The following is a 20,586-nucleotide window of genomic DNA, read 5'->3' as shown; positions in this document are numbered from 1 at the left end:
GCGCGCTCATGCCGCGGCCTCCGGGTTGGAAGGCGACTGTGCCGCAAGGGCCGGATAGAGCGCGATGCGCAGGCCCACCAGCGCGTGCAGCGTGTCGCGCAGCCAGCGCTGCGAGACGAGCGCGCGCGGCGCGGGCTGGGCATCGGCGTCGGCAAGGGTGGCCGGCGGCAGTTGCGCGCGCGCGCGGGCCGCCACGCGGCGCATGGCGTCGTCGATGCTGGAGAGCAGCGCCGACGGGGCGTCCTGGCGCTCGCTCGCTCGCGCGCAGCGCGCATAGTGGTCGCTCACGCCCGCGAGCACGCGGTCGATCGCGTCGGGCACGTCGCCGTCGAGCTTGTGGCGCGAGCGGCGCAAATCGAGCGAATTGAGCGCGATACGCAGGTCGCGGAAGCTCTCGATCGACGGATGGCGGTGCTCGTCGGAAGCCGCGAGACGCGGAATGAGCTGCATGAGGCGATCGACCATGCGTGACGTGAGGTTGCGCTGGTCCGCGATAGGCGTGGGCGATGCCGAGAGCGCGACGTCGCTCCAGCTCGAGCGCAGGAGGCGCCGCGCTGCGAGCTCGGCGCCGAACGGGCGAGTGACGCGCGTCCACAGATAGGCGAACAGGAGGCCCGCCACGCCGGCAATATTGCTGTTCAGGAAGACAAAGAAGTCCGACTCGTAAGCACTCTGCACACTGATGAAGGTGGCCGTGTTCACGGCCACGAGCATCGTCACCATGTTGAAGGCCGGGCGCGGAATGAGCGTGCCGATCAGGATGAACGGGCCCGCGAACAGCAGCACGAGCATCGCGAAGTCGTGCACCTTGGGCAGCGCGACGAACAGATAGAGGCCCGCGAATACCACGCTCGCCGCGGTAGCGAGGAAGAAGCGGAACACCAGCGGCGCGGGTTCGTCGGATGCCGCAAAGAAGCAGCAGGCCACGGCCGCGAGCGTTACCGCGCCCGCGCCGTCGTGCCAGCCCGAACTGACCCATAGCCAGCAGGCCACGAGAATCGCGCTCACCGGCACGAGGCACGAAAACACCATGAGGCCGCGATCGTAGAAGCGTTCGGTGCCCCCAAGGCGCCAATGGCGATAGCGCGGCCGCCACGAGCCGATTTTCGCTTCGTGCGCGATGAGCGCGCGCAGTGCGCGGCAGTCCTGCCACACGTCGATCACCTGGCCGAGCCGCCAGAGCGCGTTCGAGAGCAGCGCGCCCTCCCAGCTCGAGAGCGCGTCGCGCGCGGGCTGCAGCGTCGCGATGCGCTTGCGCAGATTCTCTGCGGTCGGGTCGCCCGCGTCGTCGTGCATCTCGGCGGCGCGCGTGGGCAGCGGTTCGTCGAACCAGCGCGCCGCGTCGGCGAGCAGGCTGTCGAGGCCCTCCGGCCACACGTGCAGATCGCGGCGCAGCGCGACGAGCGGGTCGGCGAGCGCGGAGATCATCGGCAGAAAAAGCTGCATGCGCCCGCGCAGCGACTCGGCGCGCTCGAGGATCTCGGGGTGCGTGTGGTCGTAGCTCAACTGGCTCAGCAGGAATTCGAGCTGATTGACCGTGGCGGCGAGACGTTGACGGCACGCCGAAAGCGCCTTGCCCGCAATATGGCCCGAGAGCGTTTCGCGGCCGTACCAGGCGGCGTCGCGGAACCACGCGTCGGCGCGCTCGATGAGCGTGGGCGCGAGACGGCTAGGCAGGATGTTGCTGCCCACCACGCTCGCGCAAATGATGCCGACCGTAATTTCCTGCGTACGCGCGATCGCCACGTCGAACACCGTGGTGGGATCGCTCACGGTGGGCAGCGCGATGAGCGGCATCGTGTAGCCCGCGAGCATGAACACGTAACTGCGCGCGGTGCGGTCGGAGATCGCCAGATAGAGCAGCGTTCCCGTCCAGGTCGCGACGATCGCGCTGAAGAGCAGCGGCGTTTCGACGAAGGGCGGCACGAGCGCGACGGCGGCGGCCGCGCCGAGCGCGGTACCGAGCGCGCGGTACAGCGCCTTCGAGCGCGTGGCGCCCACGAACGGGTTCGAGACGATGTACACACTGGCCATCGCCCAATAGGGGCGCGGCAGCTGAAACTTGAGCGCGATATAGAGCGCCAGCATCGACGCGGCGAAGGTCTTGACCGAAAAGAGCCAGTCGCGGATGGAGGGGTAGGTCATGAGTCCGCTTTCTGCTTTCAGTCGTGTAAGGGCCGGTCAGCCTGGTCTGCGGGGGGAACGGCGTTGAACGCGTTGAGCACGCGCAGCGTCGCTTCGAGGTCGGCGCGGCTCACGCCCTTGAGCACGCGGGCGCGCAGCGAGCGCAGCTCGTCCTCCATGCGCTCGGTCACGGCGCGGCCTTCGCTCGTGAGCGAGATCGTTTTTGCGCGGCGGTCGTCGGGGTCTTCGTCGCGGCGCACGAGGCCCGCGGCGCACAGCTGGTCGAGCAGGCGCACGAGCGAAGGGCCTTCGATGCCCACGTGCTCCGCAAGCGTCACCTGGCGCACGGCTTCGCCAAGGCGCCCGGCAGTGAGCAGCGGCGCGGCGCACGCCTCGGAGACGTTGTATGCGGTGAGGGCGCCGTGCGTCGTGCGCCGCCATTTGCGTGCCGCCACGACGAGCGTGCTGCTGACCGCAAGGCGTAAAGTATGAAGATTCGACATCGGCGGATCATAGCCCAAAGCGATTCGATAGCAAACTATCTTTTTCTTTCGCAGCGCCACGAATCGGATGGTATGCGACTCGTCGGCGGCCTGCTTTCTATCTGATGCGGGGTGATGCGTACGGCCAACAGTGCGCGAGGCGCACGGCTTTTTGGCGTTGTTTCGTACGCGCTTAACTATTTGACCAGCGGGAAAGCAGGGCGGGAAGCTGCACCATGTCGGTGAATACGTGTGCGACGCCCGCCTCAAGCAGCGCCTGAGCGCTGCTGTGGCCGGGCTCGGGCGGGCTGAAGCCGAACACCGTGGCGCCCGCGGCGAGGCCCGCGCGCGCGCCCGTGACCGTGTCCTCGATGACGGCGCAGCGGGCGGCCTGCACGCCGAGGCCGGCCGCCGCCGCGAGATAGACATCGGGATGCGGCTTGCTGCGCGGCGTTTCGTGGCCGCTAAAGATGTGGCCGGCGAAGCAGTCGAGCAGGTTCACCTTGCGCAGCTGCAGCTCGACCTTGCGCCGGTCCGCACCCGAGGCGACGGCGATGCGCCCGTTCATTGCCGCGTGCACCGCGCGCACGGCGGCGGGCGCGCCCGGAATCTCGACGAGATCGCGCTCTAGCGCGTCGTTGCGGCGCGCGCGAAAACCTTCGAGCCAGGCGTCGGTAATCGCGAACCCCGTATGCGCTTCGATGCGCGCGGCCTCGTCTTTCACGGCCTTACCGACGAAGATGCGCATGGCTTCGTCCACCGTGAGTGTCCAGTCGAGTTCGCCAAGCATCTGCGTGAGCACCACGTGCGCAATGCGTTCTGAGTCGACGAGCACGCCGTCGCAGTCGAAGAGGATGGCGTCGAAGGGGATGGCGTCGAAGGGGATGGGGGACATCGTTTGCCTGCGGTTGCTTTCAGTTGCCTGCGGTTGCGTCATGCGGCGCGCATCGGGATCGCGCACGCAAGAGCGCGATGATAACCGGGGTCGCGTTTGCGTGGCTTTCTCTCGGGCAAGCCGTGCAGGGCGCGGCGTTGGTCGGCCCGTGCGAAACGATGGACAATAGCGTACCCAATCGCTACCCCACCGCTCTGATGTCCACCGACGAAAAGACCCCCAACGAACTCCCCGGCCGCGCCAGCTACACACAATTCGCCGACCGCTACGCCGAGCAGGCCCCGGTCAAGCCGCACAACGCGCTCTACGAACGGCCCGCCACACGCTCGCTGCTAGGCGCGGTAGCGGGGCTCGACGTGCTCGACGCGGGCTGCGGGCCCGGCATCTTGAGCGCGGAGCTGGCGGGCGAGGGCGCACGGGTGCAGGCCTTCGACGTCACGCCCGCGATGGTCCAACTGGCGAAGGCGCGCTGCGCAGGCCTCGCGGTCGATATCGCGCAGGGCGATCTCGGTCGGCCGCTCGACTGGCTCGCGAGTGGCTCGGTCGACCGCATCGTGTGCTCGCTGGCCCTCGACTACGTCGAGCACCTCGCGCCGACATTTCAGGAGTTTCACCGCGTGGCGCGCCCCGGCGCACTGCTGGTGTTTTCGATGTCGCATCCCATGCGCGACTGGATCGACACGCGCACGCGCGGTTCGCGCACCTACTTCGAGACGACGCGATTCGGCCTGCATTGGGGCGGCTTCGGCGAGCCGAAGCCATGGGTGGAAGCGTTCAGGCGCCCGCTTGCCGATATCTTCAACGCGCTCATGGAAGCGGGCTGGGCCATCGACCGCGTGCTCGAACCCATGCCACAACCGGAAATAAAGGCGGTGTCGCCGGCGCTGCACGCGGAACTGGCACAGGCCCCGGCGTTCATCTGCGTCCGCGCACGGCGCGTTTGACTGGTCGAGCGGCGCCATGGTGCCGCAAGCGCTTAGCGCCGCGCTTCGCGCGAGCCGGCCGAAAGCGATTCTTCGAGCGCGGCAACTCCGGCGGGCAGATCGACCTTCACGCCGAGATCGCTCATCGTGCGACCAAGCGCATGGACGGTGCGAAAGAGGTTGTGCTCGCGGCACTGTTCGCCCATCTGCCCGATGCGAACGATCGGGAGACCGAACGATCCGGCAATCTCCACCTGGTATTGCTGCGAGATGTGATTGCACACCTCGCGTGCGGTGACGCCCTCGGGCAGCCCGATGCCGACCACGGAATTCAGGCGGCACGTTTGCGGCGTATAGAGCGCGAGACCCAGCGCGCTCACGCCGCTTTGCAGCGCGAGCGAGCAGCGCAGGTGGCGCGCAAAACGCTTTTCGAGCGTTTCCGTGCACACGAGGCGCAATGCTTCGTGCAGCGCCAGCACGCCCGAGACGGGCGCTGTGTAGTGATAGCCGGCGTTGTGCCAGAAGTTTTCGGCGAGTATGGCGTCGAGGCACCAGTGCGTGTTCGGTGCGGTGCGCGTACGCACGCGCTCCCAGGCGGCGTCCGAAAAGGCGATGAGCGAAACGCCAGGGATCGAAGAGAGGCCCTTCTGGCCGCCCGTGATGACGACGTCGATGCCCCAGGCGTCCATTTCGAGCGGCATGGTGCTCAGCGTGCAGACGGCGTCCACCACCACGAGCGCGCCGGCGGCTTTGGCGAGTTGCACGATTTCCTTGAGCTCGCGGTTCCATACCGTATTGGAGGTTTCGCCGTGCACGATCGTAACGACGGCCGGGCGCGTGCGCTCGATGGCTTGCGCCACGGCTTCGAGCGAGGCGATTTGGCGGTCGGCGACGTCGAGCGTGGTGACCTCGGCGCCCACGCGGCCCGCCATTTCGGCCATGCGCTGGCTGAAGAAGCCGTTGACGATGGAGAGCACGCGCGTGCCCGGCCACGCGAGGTTCGAGATCGCCATTTCCATGGCCGCCGAGCCGGGGCCGGCCACACCGAGCACCCAGTTCGAACGCGTCTGGAACACGTAGCGCGCCATCGTCTTCACCTGGTGAATGACGCGCGCCATGGTGTCGCCGAGGTGATTGATGACGACGGTATTGGCCTTGGCCACGGCGTCGGGAATCGGCACGGGGCCCGCACCCATCATGAGGAGCGGCTCCTCGGGCAGGATGCGGTCGAGCGTTTCGACGCTGGGGCAAGGCACGGGCGCGGCCTCGGCCGCTGCCGCCGCTGTGCGCGAAGTGGCCAGCGGGTCGGGGTGGAGCGCGTTGTCGTTCATCTTGAGTACCTGGTTTTACCTTGAAGGGAGTTGCGTGAGACGCGCGCGATTGGCGCGCCATCAGGCAGTGTTGTGTGGCGCGGCAGCGCTGACCATGTACAGTTGCGCGGAATTTCGCTGAACAGTCGTACGGGCGGCGCAGCGGCCCGCTGCGGCATTGCGGCAGCCACCCTATAATCAATCGCATCGCGCGATAATGCAAGGAAGACCGCGTATGTCGCAATTCGCCGTGGACAACCCGTTTCTTGAAACGCTCGGCGTGAGCGTCGCGCAGTGGCGCGAGGGCTACGCGGAGCTCGTGATGCCCATCGACGCCTCGAAGCTCAATCGCCAGGGCGTGCTGCAAGGCGGCGCGATTGCCACGCTGCTCGACGCTGCCGCTGGCTACGCGGGACTCTTCGCGCCGGTCGGCGACCCGCCGCGTCATGGCTTCACCCTCTCGCTCACGACCAACTACCTCGATAAGGGGCTTGGTCAGTTCGTGCGCGCGAAGGGGTTGCTGGAGCGCGGCGGCCGTTCGATCTTCTTTGCGCGCGCCGAGGCGTGGGTGGACGATCGTTTGCTGATCGCGAGTGCGCAGGGGACCTTCAAGTATTCGTATCCGAAGAAGGCATGACCGAAACGCCGCCCATTTGAATCGGTATCCGAAATAATTTCGCTGAAAAGCAAAAGCCCGCCGCTTCGATTGAAGGGCGGGCTTTTTAACGCTGGGCGTGGACACTTACCCCAGCAGCAGCGCGTCGTCGTCGAGCTTCTCGTGGCGGGTCTGCTCGAACATGCGCAGGAGGTCCGGCACGTCGAGGCCGCGGCGCGCATCGCCCGAGACGTCGAGCACAACCTGCCCCTGGTGCAGCATCACCGTGCGTTGTCCGTAGTCGAGCGCCTGGCGCATGCTATGCGTGACCATCATGGTCGTGAGCTTGGCCTCTTCCACGATCCGTGCGGTCAGCTCCAGCACGAATGCAGCCGTTTTCGGATCGAGCGCCGCCGTGTGCTCGTCGAGCAGCAGGATGCGCGAAGGCTGCAGCGACGCCATCAGCAGACTCACCGCCTGGCGTTGGCCGCCCGAAAGCAGGCCGATGCGATCGGACAGGCGATTTTCGAGGCCCAGATTCAGGAGGCGCAGCTTCGCGCGGAACAGCTCGCGATCCTGCTTTTTCAGCGCGGGGCCGAAGCCGCGGCGCTTGCCGCGCGCCATCGCGAGCGCCATGTTTTCTTCGATGGTGAGCGCCTCGCAGGTGCCGGCCATCGGGTCCTGGAACACGCGCGCGGCGAGATGCGCGCGGTCCCACGCCTGTTTTTTTGTGACGTCCTGGCCGTCGATGGTAATCGTGCCGCCATCCACCCTCTGGTCGCCGCTGATCGCGTTGAGGAAGGTGGACTTGCCCGCGCCGTTCGAGCCGATCACGGCCACGAACTGGCCGCTCGGGATGTCGAGCGTGAGGCCGCGCAGCGCGCGCGTTTCGATCGGCGTGCCGGGGTTGAAAGTGAGTTTGATGTCTTTGGCGCTGAGCATCTCATGCCCTCCCGTTCTTGCGGCCAAACAGCTTCTTGCGCGTGGCGGGCAGCACGAGCGCGATCGTCACGAGCACTGCAGTAACGAGATTCAGGTCCTGCGCCTTGAGGCCGATGAAGTCGCTGTTGAGCGCGAGCGCAATGAAGAAGCGATAAAGAATCGCGCCGAGCACGGCGGCGAGCGTGGTCAGCATGAGCCGGCGCGCGGGCAGGATGCTCTCGCCGATGATCACGGCCGCAAGCCCGATCACGATGGTGCCGATGCCCATCGAAATGTCCGAGCCGCCCTGGGTTTGCGCGAAGAGCGCGCCGGCCAACGCGACGAGCGCGTTGGAGAGCGCCATGCCGGCGAGCGTCGCGCGGCCCGTGGCGATGCCCTGTGCGCGCGCCATGCGCGGGTTCGCGCCCGTCGCGCGCAGCGCGAGGCCGTATTGCGACGAGAAGAACCAGTCCACGCCGAACTTCGCAGCCAGTACGACGACGAGGAGCGCGAGCGGGCGCAGCACGTAGTCGGGCAGCCAGGTGGGCTGGATGAGCGTGAATACCGTCGACTCGGAGATGAGCGGCACGTTCGGCGCGCCCATCACGCGCAGGTTGATCGAATAGAGCGCGATCATCATCAGGATGCTCGCGAGCAGATCCATGATCTTCAGGCGCACGTTGAGCCAGCCGGTGATGAAGCCGGCGATGGCGCCAGCGACGACCGCCCAGGCGGTGGCGAGAAACGGATCGTGACCGGCCGCGATCAGCGTGGCGGCGACGGCGCCGCCCAGCGGGAAGCTGCCGTCGACGGTGAGGTCGGGGAAGTTGAGGATGCGAAACGAGATCAGCACCCCGAGGGCCACGAGACTGAAGATCAGGCCGATCTCGAGCGCGCCCAGAAGCGAGTAGAGGGACATGGGGAAGGATCCTGTTGCGGTCTGCGGCGGCGGTGCGCCGGAGTCGACGCGCGGCGCACCGCCCGGATGGGGCGGCGCGCCGTTGCGCGTGTAAGTGGCCTTTATCGGGCCAGGCAGTGCGGCTGCGTGTGATGCGCCATGCCTGCGCCTTACTTCACGACCGTGGTCGCGTCCTTGAGCAGGTCGGCCGAGAGCGTCACGCCCTGCTTTTGCGCGGCGGCCGGGTTCACGAACAGTTGCAGCTGGCTGCTGGTTTCCGAGGCGATCGTGCCGGGCTTCTCGCCCTTGAGAATACGCACGACGACCTTGCCCGTCTGGTGGCCGAGGTCGCTGTAGTCGATGCCGAGCGCCGCGATGGCGCCGCGCTTCACGCTGTCCGTATCGGAGGCGACGAGCGGGATCTTCGCGTCGTTGGCGACCTTCACGAGCGCTTCGTAGGCCGAAACGACGTTGTTGTCGGTGTTCGTGTAGATCACGTCGACCTTGCCGATCAGGCTCTTCGCTGCGGGGCCGATGTCCACGGTGCGCGGCGCGGCGGCTTCCTTGAGCGTCATGCCCTGCTGCGCGAGGAGTGCCTTGAGCGCATTCACGACGACGACCGAATTCGCTTCGCCGGGGTTATAGACCATGCCGACGGTCTTCGCATTGGGCACGACGCGCTTGATGAGCGCGACCTGCTTGTCGAGCGGCAGCTTGTCGGACACGCCGGTCACGTTCGTGCCGCTGGGCGTCCACGTCTTGACGAGCTGTGCGGCCACCGGATCGGTCACGCCCGAGTACACCACGGGTACGGACTTCGTTGCGGCCACAACGGCTTGCGCCGACGGCGTCGCGATGGCCACGATCGCGCTCGGGTTGTCGCCGACGAACTTGCGGGCGATCTGTGCGGCGGTGCCCGTGTTGCCCTGCGCGCTCTGGTATTCCCACTTGAGGTTCTTGCCGGCGTCGTAGCCCGCGACCTTGAGTTCGTCGCGCACGCCGTCGCGGATCGCGTCGAGCGCGGGATGATCGACGATCGACAGCACTTCCACGGTCGCGGTTTCGGCGGCGCGTGCGGCGGCCGAAGTCAGTGCGAGTGCGGCGGCGCCGGCGAGCAGGGAAAGGGTGGCGGCAGCGGCTGCCTGCTTGAAGGTCTTCATTCTGTTTGATCTCCCCCAGTGCTGGGTTCTTGCGGTTTTTTCGGATCTGCACGGTGTGGCGTCGCCGGCTTCACGCGCGGCGCGAGAGCACGCGGCATGCGCCGTAGTGGTGCATGCGGGCGCGGCGAGGGAGCGAGGATACCACCGTCTCTTGCGGGGCTGGAACGCGGTGCCGAGCCAGTGAGGCGGGCGCGCCACGGTGTCGCGCGGATTAATTCGAACTCACTCGATTCGATTATGAGAAAAATTCGCGCTTTAACGAAAGCTTTCGCGGTTCCATAGTGGAAGGCGGAAAAGTAGGGTGGTGTGAGATTTATGGTGCCAGTTCAGCGAATATAGAACTTCAATTTTAAGGATTTCGTAATATTTGTTCTTTGAAATCAATGATTTGGCGCATTTTGCATTTAGGGTAATCCCGATTGATCGATTATTGGATCGACGCTTTTATCGCGATAAAAGATTAACTTTTAAAGTTATTGCAAGATGCCATTCGTCGATCAGATTTCATTGGAATTAAAATAACGATCGACAGCGCGTAAAAATCAAGAAATGCAGGAATTCCATACATCCCCGCCAGTCGGTCATCGCAGCCCGGTGACTAGCCCGCCGTCCGCCCGAAAGACTATTTTCACGAGCGTTTTCAAGCGCTTTCCGACATGCCCCTCTATTGACCGATTTCAAAACTCAACTCGATATCCGAAAAAACCCCTGGTTGCGGTGAAATGGGATTATTGATAGCATCCGCCGGTCGCTGATACAGGCCGGTCCACCTTTCCGGTACGAATTGCAGCGAACGGGGCAGGCGGAATGCTTGCGCAACAGAGTCTGTAACTCAGCAGTCTCTCCGAACTCAGTCGCCTACCAGGGCGCTGATACACGCCGGGCCCCGTCACGTCTTTTTTCTCTGGTGCTCGTCGTGGTTGTTCCCCATTGAAGATCATTGGGGCGCTGTTCGTTTGCGCAGGTCATTCCGTCTGACCGGTTGACCCGAAAACAATCGAGGAGCTCCTGATGATGTCGTTGTCCCGCCTTACCTCCGTTTCCGTGGCCGCCGCGCTGCTCGCCTTTGGTGCAAGCGCAAACGCCGACACCGTGAAGATCGCCATTGCCGGCCCGTTCAGCGGCCCGGTCGCCCAGTACGGCGACATGGTCAAGGCGGGCGCGCTGACTGCGATCGAGCAGATCAACGCCGCCGGCGGTGTGAACGGCAACAAGCTCGAAGCCGTCCTGATGGATGACTCGTGCGAGCCGAAGCAGGCTGTCGCCGTCGCCAACAAGATCGTTTCGCAGCACATCCAGTACGTGGTCGGCCACGTCTGCTCGGGCTCGACGATTCCCGCTTCGGACATCTACGAGAACGAAGGCGTCGTGATGGTCACGCCGTCGGCCACCGCGCCGCAGCTGACCGAAGGCAAGAAGCGCCAGTTCATCTTCCGCACCATCGGCCGCGACGACCAGCAAGGTCCGGCTGCCGCCGCCTACATCATCAACAAGGTCAAGCCGAAGAAGGTCGCGATCCTGCACGACAAGCAGTCGTACGGCCAGGGCATCGCCACCTCGGTCAAGGCCGCGCTCGACAAGGCGCACATCCCCGTCGTCGTGTTCGAAGGCATCAACGCCGGCGATTCGGACTACTCGGCAGTCGTCACGAAGCTCAAGTCGCAGGGCGTGGACTTCGTCTACTTCGGCGGCTATCACCCGGAAATGGGCCTGCTCATGCGCCAATCGCGTGAACAGGGCGTGAAGGCCACGTTCATGGGTCCGGAAGGCGTGGGCAACAAGGACGTGACGGCCATCGCCGGCCCGGCTTCCGAAGGCATGCTCGTCACGCTGCCGGCCGACTTCGCTTCGGACCCTGCCAACGCCAAGCTCGTGAAGGCCTTCGCCGACGCCAGGCGCGACGCCAACGGCCCGTTCCAGATGCCGTCGTACGCGGCAGTCGAAGTGATCGCCGACGGCATCGCCGGCGCGAAGAGCACGGACCCGACCAAGGTCGCGGCCTACCTGCACAAGAACGCGTTCAACACGCCGATCGGCAAGGTCGAATACGACGCACAGGGCGACCTGAAGTCGTTCCGCTTCGTCGTCTACACGTGGCACAAGGACGCCACCAAGACCGCTGCGAACTGATCCCGGCGCCGCACGCTGCCAACGCCCCGGCTTCTCGTGGACGGGGCGTTTTATAGCGGTTGTGCGCGCAACTAAAAAAAGGGTTGGTACGGTTCCAAAGGTCTCTCCACAGGTCTCTCATCGGCTTCACGGCCGCGGGGCTTACGCATGAATGATTTTCTTCCTCAGTTCACCCAGCAGCTCGTCAACGGGCTCACGCTGGGTGCGATCTATGCGCTGATCGCCATCGGCTACACGATGGTCTACGGCATCATCGGCATGATCAACTTCGCTCACGGCGAGATTTACATGATCGGCGCCTATGTGGGCCTCGTCACGCTCACGGCCATCGGCACCTCGGCGGGTTATCCGCTGCCGCTCGTGCTGGGCGCGGCGCTCATCGTCTCGGTGGTGGTCACCGGGCTCTACGGATTCGCGGTCGAGCGCGTGGCGTACCGGCCGCTGCGCGGCGGGCCGCGCCTAGTGCCGCTCATCTCCGCCATCGGCATGTCGATCTTCCTGCAGAACTACGTGCAGATCGGGCAGGGCGCGCGCGACGTGTCCGTGCCGATGCTCATTTCCGGCGCGCTCGACTTCAACATGGGCGGCAACTTCGAAGTGACGGTTCCGTACTCGCGCATGCTGATCGTCGGCGTGACGCTCGTGCTGATGATCGCGCTCACGCTCTTCATCTCGCGCTCGCGCATGGGCCGCGCGTGCCGCGCCTGCGCGGAAGACATGAAGATGGCGAACCTGCTCGGCATCGACACGAACCGCGTGATCTCGTTCACCTTCGTGCTCGGCGCCATGCTCGCGGCGGTGGGCGGCGTGCTGATTGGTCTAACGATCGGCAAGCTCAATCCGTATATCGGCTTCATCGCGGGCATCAAGGCGTTCACGGCCGCGGTGCTGGGCGGCATCGGCAGCATTCCGGGCGCGATGCTCGGCGGCGTGCTGCTCGGTCTCGCCGAAACCTTCGCGTCGGGCTACATGCCTGCGGAGTACAAGGACGTCGTGGCCTTCGGCCTGCTCGTGCTCGTGCTGCTCTTCCGTCCCACCGGCCTGCTCGGCAAGCCGGACGTCGAAAAGGTGTGAGGTCGAAATGAGTCAGACTGTTTCGGTTCGCGTGGCAGCAGTTGGCCCGTCCTCGTCGCAAACGGTGAAAGGCGCGCTCGCCGCCGCCGTGGCGACCATCATCCTCACGGCCCCCATCCTGGGCCTGCAACTCACGCTGGATGGCTATCAGGTCGTGCTGCAGCAGCACTGGCGCCCGGTGTGGATCGCGGCCGCCGTGGTGTTCGTGTTCCAGCTCGTCAAGCCGATGTTCGTGCGCGCCACGAGTCACGTGCGCTTGCCCCGGGCCCCCGCGCTCGGCGCGCGTCAGCAGCGCGTGGCGATCTGGGTGCTGCTCGCGTTCGGCGCGGTGTTCCCGTTTCTCGGTTCGCGCGGCGCGATCGATGTGGCGACGCTCGCGCTCATCTACGTGATTCTCGGCCTCGGCCTCAATATCGTGGTGGGCTTCGCGGGTCTGCTCGACCTCGGCTACGTGGGCTTCTACGCAGTGGGCGGCTACACGTATGCGCTGCTCAACCAGTACTTCGGCTTCACGTTCTGGGAATGCCTGCCGCTCGCCGCGCTTGCCGCGGCCACCTTCGGCTTCGTGCTCGGCTTCCCGGTGCTGCGCCTGCGCGGCGACTATCTCGCCATCGTCACGCTCGGCTTCGGCGAGATCATCCGCCTCTTGCTCAACAATCTCACGAGCATCACGGGCGGCCCGGACGGCATCTCCAGCATTCCCAAGCCCACCGTGTTCGGCTTCGAAATGGCCCGCCACGCGAGCGTGGAAGGCGCGAAGACGTTCAACGAGTTGATCGGCATCGAGTACAGCGGCGAGCACATGGTGATCTTCCTGTACCTGCTGGCGCTCGTTCTGGTGGCGTTCACGCTGTTCGTCACGAGCCGCCTGCTGCGAATGCCCATGGGCCGCGCCTGGGAAGCGCTGCGCGAAGACGAGATCGCGTGCCGCTCGCTGGGCCTGAACCCCACGCGCATCAAGCTCTCGGCGTTCACGCTGGGCGCGTCGTTCGCGGGTCTCGCCGGTGCGTTCTTCGCGGCGCGCCAGGGGCTCGTCACGCCCGAGTCGTTCACCTTCATCGAGTCGGCGCTGATTCTCGCCGTGGTGGTGCTGGGCGGCATGGGCTCGCAGCTGGGCGTGGTGCTCGCCGCGATCCTGCTCACGGTGCTGCCCGAAGTGGCGCGCGGCTTTGCCGAATACCGCATGCTGATCTTCGGTCTGGTGATGGTGCTGATGATGATGTGGCGTCCGCAGGGCCTGTTGCCCGCGAGCCGTCCGCACGTGGAGTTGCCGCAATGAGTGCACAAGCGTTGTTGAAAGTAGCCGGCTTGCAGATGCGCTTCGGCGGTCTGCTGGCCGTGGACGGCATCGACTTCGACGTGCGTCCGGACGAAGTCTTCGCGATCATCGGGCCGAACGGCGCGGGCAAGACCACGGTGTTCAACTGCGTGGGCGGCTTCTACAAGCCCACCGCGGGCGACATCGTGCTCGAAGGTCACGCCATCACTGGCCAGCCGAGCCACCAGGTCGCGCGCCGCGGCCTCGTGCGCACGTTCCAGAACATTCGCCTCTTCAAACAGTTGACGGTGCTGGAAAACCTCATGGTCGCCCAGCACCTGAAGGTCAACCGCAACATGCTGAGCGGCCTGTTCGCGACGCCCGCCTATCGCCGCGCCGAACGCGCCGCGCTCGAGCATGCTGCGTACTGGCTCGAGCGCGTGGGCCTGAAGCAGGTCGCGAATCGCGAAGCGGGCACGCTGTCGTACGGCCATCAGCGCCGGCTCGAAATCGCGCGCTGCATGATCACCGATCCGCGTCTTCTGATGCTCGACGAACCCGCGGCAGGCTTGAACCCGCAGGAAAAGGTCGAGCTTCAGCAGATGGTGGACGGCCTGCGCAACGAGTTCGGAATCTCCGTACTCCTGATCGAGCACGACATGAGCCTCGTGATGGGCGTGTCGGACCGCATCCTGGTGATGGAGCACGGCAAGCCGATCATGATCGGCAAACCCGACGAAGTGCGCAACGACCCGCGCGTGATCAAGGCCTATCTCGGAGAGGACTGATGCTGAAGTTGGAAAAGGTCCATACCCACTACGGCGCGGTGCAAGCGCTGGCGGGCGTGTCGATCGAAGTGAACAAGGGCGAGATCGTCACGCTGATCGGCAGCAACGGCGCCGGCAAGACCACGCTCATGATGACCGTGTGCGGCACGCCGCGCGCATCCGCGGGGAAAGTGACGTTCGAAGGCGAGGACATCACGCGCATGCCCACGCACGAGATCATGCGCAAGGGCATGGCGATTTCGCCGGAAGGCCGCCGCGTCTTCCCGAGCCTCACGGTGCTCGACAATCTGCAGATGGGCGGCTTCTTCGCCTCGCAGCACGAGATCGATGCGGGCATCGAGCACGTGTTCAAGCTGTTCCCGCGCCTGAACCAGCGTGCGAAGCAGCGCGCGGGCACGATGTCGGGCGGCGAGCAGCAGATGCTCGCCATTGGCCGCGCGCTCATGAGCAAGCCGCGTTTGCTGCTGCTCGACGAGCCCACGCTCGGCCTCGCGCCGCTCGTGATCGCGCAGATCTTCGACATCATCCGCACGATTCGCGAAGAGGGCGTGACGGTGTTCCTCGTCGAGCAGAATGCGAACAAGGCGCTGCACGTGGCCGATCGCGGCTATGTGCTGGAAACCGGACGCGTCGTGCTCGCCGATAGCGCCGACAATCTGCTCGCCAACGACAACATCAAGCGGGCCTACCTGGGCGGTTGATCGTCGCGGACAAGACCGCACTGCGGCCCGCGCCATCCGCGTTCATCGAACGCGGGATGCGCGGGCCGCTTCTTTTAGCGTCGACGAAATGTCGAATCAATCGCCGCGTGCAATCGCAAGCTGCGCGATCAAACGCATCAGCTCGGCCTGGCGGCGCGTGGTGGTTTTCGCGAACACGTGATGCAGATGCGTGCGCACCGTCGAGGGCAGCACCTGCAGCACTTCGGCCACGTCCTTAGGGTTGAGGCCCTTGCCGACCTCGCAGGCCACGCGCGCTTCCGCGGGCGTGAGTCCAAACAGCGCGATAAGACGCGTTTCCACGCCGCGCCGCGACGATTGCGGATCGATCACGATGAGCATGGCCGTGCCGGCGCGCGAGCCGTGGGCGAAATAGTCGGCGTGACGGTGCTCGCCTAGCGGCGAAATGAGCGCCTGCAGCGGTTCGTCGGGCGGCTGGCGGGCGATCAGCATCGCGCCGCCGCTGCGCCCGCGCACGTCGCGCCCCGCGGCTCGCGCAATCAGCGAGCGCAACTGCTGGGTGGCGGCTGCCGTGGCGGCGCTGAGCACGGCGTGTTCGGTGCGCAGCCCGTTTGCGCGCGCGAGCTGCGCCGTGGCGGCGCGATTCGCGAACACGATGTGCGCATCGGCGTCGACGATCAGCACGCCATGCGCGAGCGCGTCGAGTGCGTCCGCGGGGGCATTCGCGCTTTGATCGCGCGAGGCGAGGGTGCGCGCCGTGTGCCGCTGCACGCGCAAGGCATTGCGCAGATGTGGCAGCAGCGTGCGCAGCGCGTCCAGTTCGTCTTCGCTATAGAAGCGCGTTTCATGGCGCAGCGCGCCGAGCACGGCGGCCATATCGCCTTCACGCAGCACGTTGGCGAAGGCCACCGTGTAGAAGCGCTGCGGGCGCACCCACTCCTGCACGAAGGCGCTGCGTTGCAGACTCCCCTGCGAGTGGATCATCGTGTCGGTGACGAGCGTGCCGGCGGCCCAGCGGCGCACCTGCGGCACGAGCGGATCGAAGCCGCCGTAGTGCTGCGCGTACGATTGGGCAAACGAAGCGTCGATGCCGTCCCACTCGGCGAGCGAGAACGTGCTTTCGGGCGGCAGCATGGTGAGATTGACGTGTTGCGCGCCGATGCGTTGCGCGATGCGCGCACACACATCCGGCCAGCGTTGCGCGTCAAAGCCGGCATCGTAGATCGCGTCGATCAGGCCGCCGGTATCATCGGGCTCGCCGTACCGCGCGCGCGCGCTGTGTGCCACAGTATCGATAGCCGCGGCGTGTGCGGCCGTGATGGGCCCCATGATGGTCTCCAGGCTGGAAATTATCGACGGCAGAAGGCCTCAGGGCAGGCCGCACGAGGCTGCATACAGGGCCATGTGGCACTGCAACGACGCAAGGGGGCGCTCAGGGCTTGAATCCACGTTTGCAAACGGCGGGCGGGAGGGGATGCACTGCAACATCCCGGGGTACCTATTCTGAATGAATAGACGATCAAACCTACGATTCGCTTTCGTCAGAAGAGATTTCGGGTTTCGTTACATCCGATGCATTGCGGGTACTGGACAAGCGCGCCGCGCTCACGATAATTGAGCGTCCAAACAGGCGCGCCGCACGGGGAAAAGGCGGTGCGCGTCAGTGAAAGTCAGAGAAAGCGGAGAGTCTTTGGATGTCTGAAGAGTACGAAGTGCATGGACCGCACGACCACGCGGTCGAACACGCCGCGGCGGGCCATGGCGGCCACGGCGAAGGCGATCCGTTCCCGGGCCGCATGGCGGTGATGACGGCCATCCTCGCTTCGATTGGAGCGATCTTTGCCTACCAGAGCGGCAACAGCGAGAACCAGGCGCTCTACTACAAGAACGAAGCGGCGATCCGCAAGACCGAAGCCGCGAATCAATGGGCCTACTATCAGGCGAAGGGCGAGAAGCAGAACCTCGCGGAACTGGGCGCGCAACTCTCCGCGCTAGCGCCGAATTCGGACGCTGCGCAGAAGCGCTTTGCCGCCGACGCCGACCGTTATCGCCAGCAAAAGGAGCCGATCCGCGCCAAGGCGGAGGCACTCGAAAAAATCGTCGAGCAGGACGATGCGCTCAGCGAGCATGTGCTGCATGGCCATCATCGCTGGGCGCAGGCCACGACGCTCATCCAGATCTCGATCGCGCTCACGGCGATTACGCTGCTTACGCGGCGGCGCTGGCTGCTCAATACGTCGGTGGGCGTCGCGATCGTCGGGGTGGGGCTGGGCGCGTTGGCGTTCTTCGGCGGCTGAGCGCTCACCCGCCGCACACGATCGCCGTGAGCAGCAGCGGCACGACCGATTGCACGGTGGCGTCGCTGTTGGTTTCGCGCACCCGTGAGCGCACCTTCTCCGCAGGCGCGGACACGACCACACCGTAGAGCGGCGAGGTGATTTCCTTGCCGGCGCCGCGCTTGAAGAGCGTGTCGTCGCGGTCGTAGCCGAGCACCACGTAAATGGGGAAGCCGAACGCGCTCAGGCGGCTGCCGCGCACCGGGCTGAACGCGTTGACCGAATTCGCTTCGACGCGGCTCGGCTCGGGCTCGATGGATTTTTCGTCAATCAGCGACGAAATGAATGTGTGAGGATCGGACTTGCAGTCGAACTGCTGGTCGTGTGTGGCGGATTGCGTGGCTTGCGCGTGCGCGGCCACCGGGACCAGCAGGGCGGCAAAAGCGGCAAGGCCGCTCAGCGCGCTCCGCAGCGTGGCGGCCGGGAGCGCGAATATCACGGGAGTGTAGTGCTTGGTCATAGCTACGAGCAGCAATGCCGAGAGAAGACCGGATGACTCCATTCGACAGCCGGACTTCGTTCGTGTTCAAAGCTTACGGCACATAAATTGCGCGGGCCGTGCGCCCGCGCACATCTTCATGCTGGATGGGGGCGGCTAGAGCATTGACTTCGCCTGGCTCAGGATCTTGTCGCAGACCTGCTTCGTGGCCTCCTCCTTGAGGCCGCCGCCCGTGAGGTCGAGCTTCTGTCCGTTGCCGGCCGTGAGGATGCCGCTCGTGCCCTGCGTATAGCCGCTATCCGTCGTGTTCGCGCCGCCGGGCAGCTTGCCGAGCAGCGAATCCTTCACGTTGCTCGCGGCGCCGGCGTTCAGGTAATTGTTCTTGATGCAGTACTGCAGCACGCCGGTGACATTGCCGAGACTGTTCGAGGTGAGCGAGGGCGCCGAAAGCGAGTTGCCGAGGCCGCCCAGATTGCCGAGCGCGCCCTGTGCCGAACCGCTGTTGCTGCCGCCCTGGTTGAGCAGGTTGCCGAGCTGCGCCTGTGCGGCGCCCCAGGGGGCGAGCAGCGCCAGGGTCATGGCGGCCATCAACGCCGAGGTGATGCGCGGCGTGGCGACGCCCGGAACAGACGTTTGCATACACGAATCTCCGTGGTGGTTCAGTGCGCCCTTACTATAGACGGATTCGTATAGCCGGCTTCGCTACGTGACGCCGCACGAGCGTTCGGTTGGCGGCGGTGCAACCGCTGCGAGGTGCGACCGCCGGGACTCGCCGTGAACGTTTCATGATGCATCTGATGTTTTCATCGCCATGTCATTTGTTGCGGGCACAACGATAGCGCTGCAGGAGCAAACCTGGCGTTCGTCGAGGCGGATGTGTCTTAAGTGGTATGCATGCGTTCGGAATTGCGTAGGGCGGGGATCGTGTGCCAGCTACGCAACGATTGAACCTGTTACAAGTGTATCTGCGCTGTAAAACACTGCGTTTCAGGCCTTTTTCGGCGATCTTTCCGGCTATTCAAGGGTGAGATTGTTTCGAACCGTAACACTTATTACGGCCCTCCTCATCGGCTGGTTTCAGGTGGTATGCTTCCTGCACAATTCTCCCTTGCACGAGTGAGACCACGTGTATTGCGTCAATACAGTGAAAGAACGCACTGCCAGAGTGCGCATCGCGACGCAAATGAACACGTCATACAAGCATATGGTGCAACCGAGCTAGCCAACGCGGGCAACAAGATCCGCAGGCCAGTGCTCCGTCACTGCAGCCCCGGTCCGGCTGCGTGGAGAACAGCATGAATTTCGAAGAACTGAGCGACGACGAGTGGATGCAGGTGTCTTCGCTCGTGTCAGATGAACCTCCAATCAGGCTCAACCGGCGCGGCCGCCCTCGTGCCGAGCCGCGCGTGGTGGCCAATGCCGTCCTGTGGATTCTCACCACCGGTGAGTCGTGGTCGCGTCTGCCCGCGCGTTATCCGTCCGGGCCTACCTGCCGTCGTCGTTTCGAGGAATGGCACAGTAGCGGCACCCTGATCGAGCTGGTCGAGCTGCTCTCGCAGCGCGGCCGCAAGTTCGTTTATGTGCCGCAGCCGGCGCAGGCCGATGCGCAACCCGTTGCAGTCGCAGTCGAGGAAGTCGCCGAGGACGATGGCCAGCCGGCCGTGTTCTGGAAGAGCCCCGAAGCCTGGCAGGCGCCCGCTGCGCTCGCCGACGCGCCGCTTGCCGATCCCATGGAAAGCATGATGCGTCAGCTCGCGGGCGGCGAAGCGGCATTGCCCGTTTCGATCGACGCGCCTGTCGTGTCGGCCGCAACGAGTGCAACGACTGTTGCGAGTGCGACGCGTTCGCAGAACGATGCGCCGTTCGCACCGTTCTCGCCTTCCCGCGTGAGCAAGCCGGTTGCGACTCGCGCGATGCCGCGCGACGCGTCGCATCGCAGCGCGCATCCGGCGGGCGGCGTGGTGCAGGTCGCGGAATGGCGCGGCTATACGATGAGCCTCACCGTGCAGCCCGTGCGCAACCGCATGTTCCGCGGGGCCGTGGAAATTCTCAAGGATGGCAAGCGCATCGAGCGCTCGGGCCTGATCGGGCCGCCGTTCCAGGATCGCGAATCCGCCAGGAATTTCGCCTTCGACTGGGCGCGTGAATGGCTCGATCGCGAAGGCATCGCTGAGTCCGCGTCCGGCGTTTCGTGGCCGGGTTCGCATCCGGCCAAACATGCCGCGTCGAAGGGCGCTGCACCGAGCGCTTCGCAAACGGCGCTGCCCGACGTCGCACCGCACGCGCCCATCCAGGCGCCAGGCGTGACGCGCGGCGATCCGTCCAATGCCGCCGCCGCGCGCGCGTTGCCTCCGGCCGTGCCGGGCAGTGTGCGGCTCGCGCCGCTGCAAGCGCCGGTACAGCGTTACACCGCCACGGGCGCACTGCTCACGGGCAGCGAAGCCAATACGACGTCGTCCGGCACCGCCGAACGACGCACCGATGGCACGACCGGAACGCGCTACCGCACGCTCTCGCGTTGATCTTGCCAGGCCGCGCGCGTGATGCGCGCGGCCTTCCTGCATGGCCGCTAC

19 protein-coding genes are annotated in these 20,586 nt (G+C 65.4%); 9 read left to right on the top strand and 10 right to left on the bottom strand.

The genetic code is table 11. The features are described 5' to 3' along the window. Positions 1-6 precede the first annotated feature (6 nt). The 3 genes from AB4Y43_RS30405 to AB4Y43_RS30395 all read right to left on the bottom strand — a co-directional run bounded on the left by AB4Y43_RS30405 (position 7) and on the right by AB4Y43_RS30395 (position 3,501). A complete protein-coding gene (locus tag AB4Y43_RS30405; RefSeq protein WP_069266067.1) occupies positions 7-2,145 on the bottom strand; it encodes an FUSC family protein in 2,139 nt (712 codons plus the stop codon). 17 nt (positions 2,146-2,162) lie between these two features. Then, the gene (locus AB4Y43_RS30400; RefSeq protein WP_069266182.1) at positions 2,163-2,627 is read right to left on the bottom strand and encodes a MarR family winged helix-turn-helix transcriptional regulator; all 465 of its coding nucleotides are present in this window, start codon (positions 2,625-2,627) and stop codon (positions 2,163-2,165) included. 172 nt (positions 2,628-2,799) lie between these two features. Further along, the gene (locus AB4Y43_RS30395) at positions 2,800-3,501 is read right to left on the bottom strand and encodes an HAD family hydrolase (protein WP_368729485.1); all 702 of its coding nucleotides are present in this window, start codon (positions 3,499-3,501) and stop codon (positions 2,800-2,802) included. 197 nt (positions 3,502-3,698) lie between these two features. Here AB4Y43_RS30395 and AB4Y43_RS30390 point away from each other — a divergent pair, with 197 nt between their 5' ends. Beyond that, entirely contained in the window at positions 3,699-4,445 is a 747-nt protein-coding gene (locus tag AB4Y43_RS30390) for a class I SAM-dependent methyltransferase (RefSeq protein WP_368729502.1), read from the top strand. A gap of 32 nt (positions 4,446-4,477) precedes the next feature. Here AB4Y43_RS30390 and AB4Y43_RS30385 read toward each other — a convergent pair whose 3' ends face one another. Continuing rightward, positions 4,478-5,623 carry an alanine--glyoxylate aminotransferase family protein gene (locus AB4Y43_RS30385; protein WP_342947191.1) on the bottom strand — a complete coding sequence of 382 codons (1,146 nt, stop codon included), beginning with the start codon at positions 5,621-5,623 and terminating at the stop codon, positions 4,478-4,480. Between the two features lie 346 nt (positions 5,624-5,969). Here AB4Y43_RS30385 and AB4Y43_RS30380 point away from each other — a divergent pair, with 346 nt between their 5' ends. Then, positions 5,970-6,371, top strand: a complete 402-nt coding sequence (locus tag AB4Y43_RS30380) for a PaaI family thioesterase (RefSeq protein ID WP_368729484.1) — start codon at positions 5,970-5,972, stop codon at positions 6,369-6,371. 105 nt (positions 6,372-6,476) lie between these two features. Here the strand turns inward: AB4Y43_RS30380 and AB4Y43_RS30375 are convergent, their stop codons facing one another. From AB4Y43_RS30375 to AB4Y43_RS30365, 3 genes are all read right to left on the bottom strand, one after another. Further along, positions 6,477-7,271: an ABC transporter ATP-binding protein gene (locus AB4Y43_RS30375; RefSeq protein ID WP_368729483.1), complete on the bottom strand. Its 795-nt coding sequence runs from the start codon at positions 7,269-7,271 to the stop codon at positions 6,477-6,479. Between the two features lies 1 nt (position 7,272). Then, positions 7,273-8,169 carry an ABC transporter permease gene (locus AB4Y43_RS30370; RefSeq protein WP_368729482.1) on the bottom strand — a complete coding sequence of 299 codons (897 nt, stop codon included), beginning with the start codon at positions 8,167-8,169 and terminating at the stop codon, positions 7,273-7,275. Positions 8,170-8,318: 149 nt separating this feature from the next. Further along, a complete protein-coding gene (locus tag AB4Y43_RS30365; RefSeq protein WP_368729481.1) occupies positions 8,319-9,308 on the bottom strand; it encodes an ABC transporter substrate-binding protein in 990 nt (329 codons plus the stop codon). A 1,014-nt stretch (positions 9,309-10,322) separates the two neighbouring features. Here AB4Y43_RS30365 and AB4Y43_RS30360 point away from each other — a divergent pair. The 5 genes from AB4Y43_RS30360 to AB4Y43_RS30340 all read left to right on the top strand — a co-directional run bounded on the left by AB4Y43_RS30360 (position 10,323) and on the right by AB4Y43_RS30340 (position 15,259). Beyond that, a complete protein-coding gene (locus AB4Y43_RS30360) occupies positions 10,323-11,438 on the top strand; it encodes a branched-chain amino acid ABC transporter substrate-binding protein (protein ID WP_069266179.1) in 1,116 nt (371 codons plus the stop codon). Between the two features lie 147 nt (positions 11,439-11,585). Then, the gene (gene livH, locus AB4Y43_RS30355; RefSeq protein ID WP_069266061.1) at positions 11,586-12,512 is read left to right on the top strand and encodes a high-affinity branched-chain amino acid ABC transporter permease LivH; all 927 of its coding nucleotides are present in this window, start codon (positions 11,586-11,588) and stop codon (positions 12,510-12,512) included. Between the two features lie 7 nt (positions 12,513-12,519). Continuing rightward, on the top strand, positions 12,520-13,791 hold the full coding sequence (locus AB4Y43_RS30350; RefSeq protein ID WP_342947146.1) for a high-affinity branched-chain amino acid ABC transporter permease LivM: 1,272 nt from the start codon (positions 12,520-12,522) through the stop codon (positions 13,789-13,791). After that, a complete protein-coding gene (gene livG, locus AB4Y43_RS30345; RefSeq protein ID WP_069266059.1) occupies positions 13,788-14,558 on the top strand; it encodes a high-affinity branched-chain amino acid ABC transporter ATP-binding protein LivG in 771 nt (256 codons plus the stop codon). The genes AB4Y43_RS30350 and livG overlap by 4 nt, the downstream gene beginning before the upstream one ends. After that, the gene (locus AB4Y43_RS30340) at positions 14,558-15,259 is read left to right on the top strand and encodes an ABC transporter ATP-binding protein (RefSeq protein ID WP_069266058.1); all 702 of its coding nucleotides are present in this window, start codon (positions 14,558-14,560) and stop codon (positions 15,257-15,259) included. Before livG ends, AB4Y43_RS30340 begins: the two co-directional genes overlap by 1 nt. 96 nt (positions 15,260-15,355) lie before the next feature. On the opposite strand, the gene AB4Y43_RS30335 is transcribed toward AB4Y43_RS30340, so the two are convergent. After that, on the bottom strand, positions 15,356-16,567 hold the full coding sequence (locus tag AB4Y43_RS30335; RefSeq protein ID WP_342947148.1) for a helix-turn-helix transcriptional regulator: 1,212 nt from the start codon (positions 16,565-16,567) through the stop codon (positions 15,356-15,358). Between the two features lie 365 nt (positions 16,568-16,932). On the opposite strand from AB4Y43_RS30335, the gene AB4Y43_RS30330 reads away from it, so the two are divergent. Further along, positions 16,933-17,535 carry a DUF4337 domain-containing protein gene (locus AB4Y43_RS30330; protein ID WP_069266055.1) on the top strand — a complete coding sequence of 201 codons (603 nt, stop codon included), beginning with the start codon at positions 16,933-16,935 and terminating at the stop codon, positions 17,533-17,535. Positions 17,536-17,539: 4 nt separating this feature from the next. Here AB4Y43_RS30330 and AB4Y43_RS30325 read toward each other — a convergent pair whose 3' ends face one another. Next, a complete protein-coding gene (locus tag AB4Y43_RS30325) occupies positions 17,540-18,076 on the bottom strand; it encodes a hypothetical protein (RefSeq protein WP_256094817.1) in 537 nt (178 codons plus the stop codon). Between the two features lie 93 nt (positions 18,077-18,169). Further along, complete coding sequence (locus AB4Y43_RS30320; RefSeq protein ID WP_368729501.1) at positions 18,170-18,601, bottom strand: DUF2501 domain-containing protein; 432 nt, start codon at positions 18,599-18,601, stop codon at positions 18,170-18,172. Between the two features lie 707 nt (positions 18,602-19,308). Between AB4Y43_RS30320 and AB4Y43_RS30315 the strand changes: the two genes are divergently transcribed. Beyond that, positions 19,309-20,535 (top strand): transposase, encoded by a 1,227-nt coding sequence (locus AB4Y43_RS30315; RefSeq protein ID WP_342947149.1) that lies wholly within the window; start codon positions 19,309-19,311, stop codon positions 20,533-20,535. Positions 20,536-20,586: the final 51 nt, after the last annotated feature.

Origin of the sequence: Paraburkholderia sp. BR10872 (assembly GCF_040965835.1) — a bacterium.
Taxonomy (GTDB): Bacteria; Pseudomonadota; Gammaproteobacteria; order Burkholderiales; family Burkholderiaceae; genus Paraburkholderia; species Paraburkholderia nodosa_A.
Note: the sequence above shows the minus strand (reverse complement) of the source record. Positions and strands in the feature narration are given on the sequence as shown.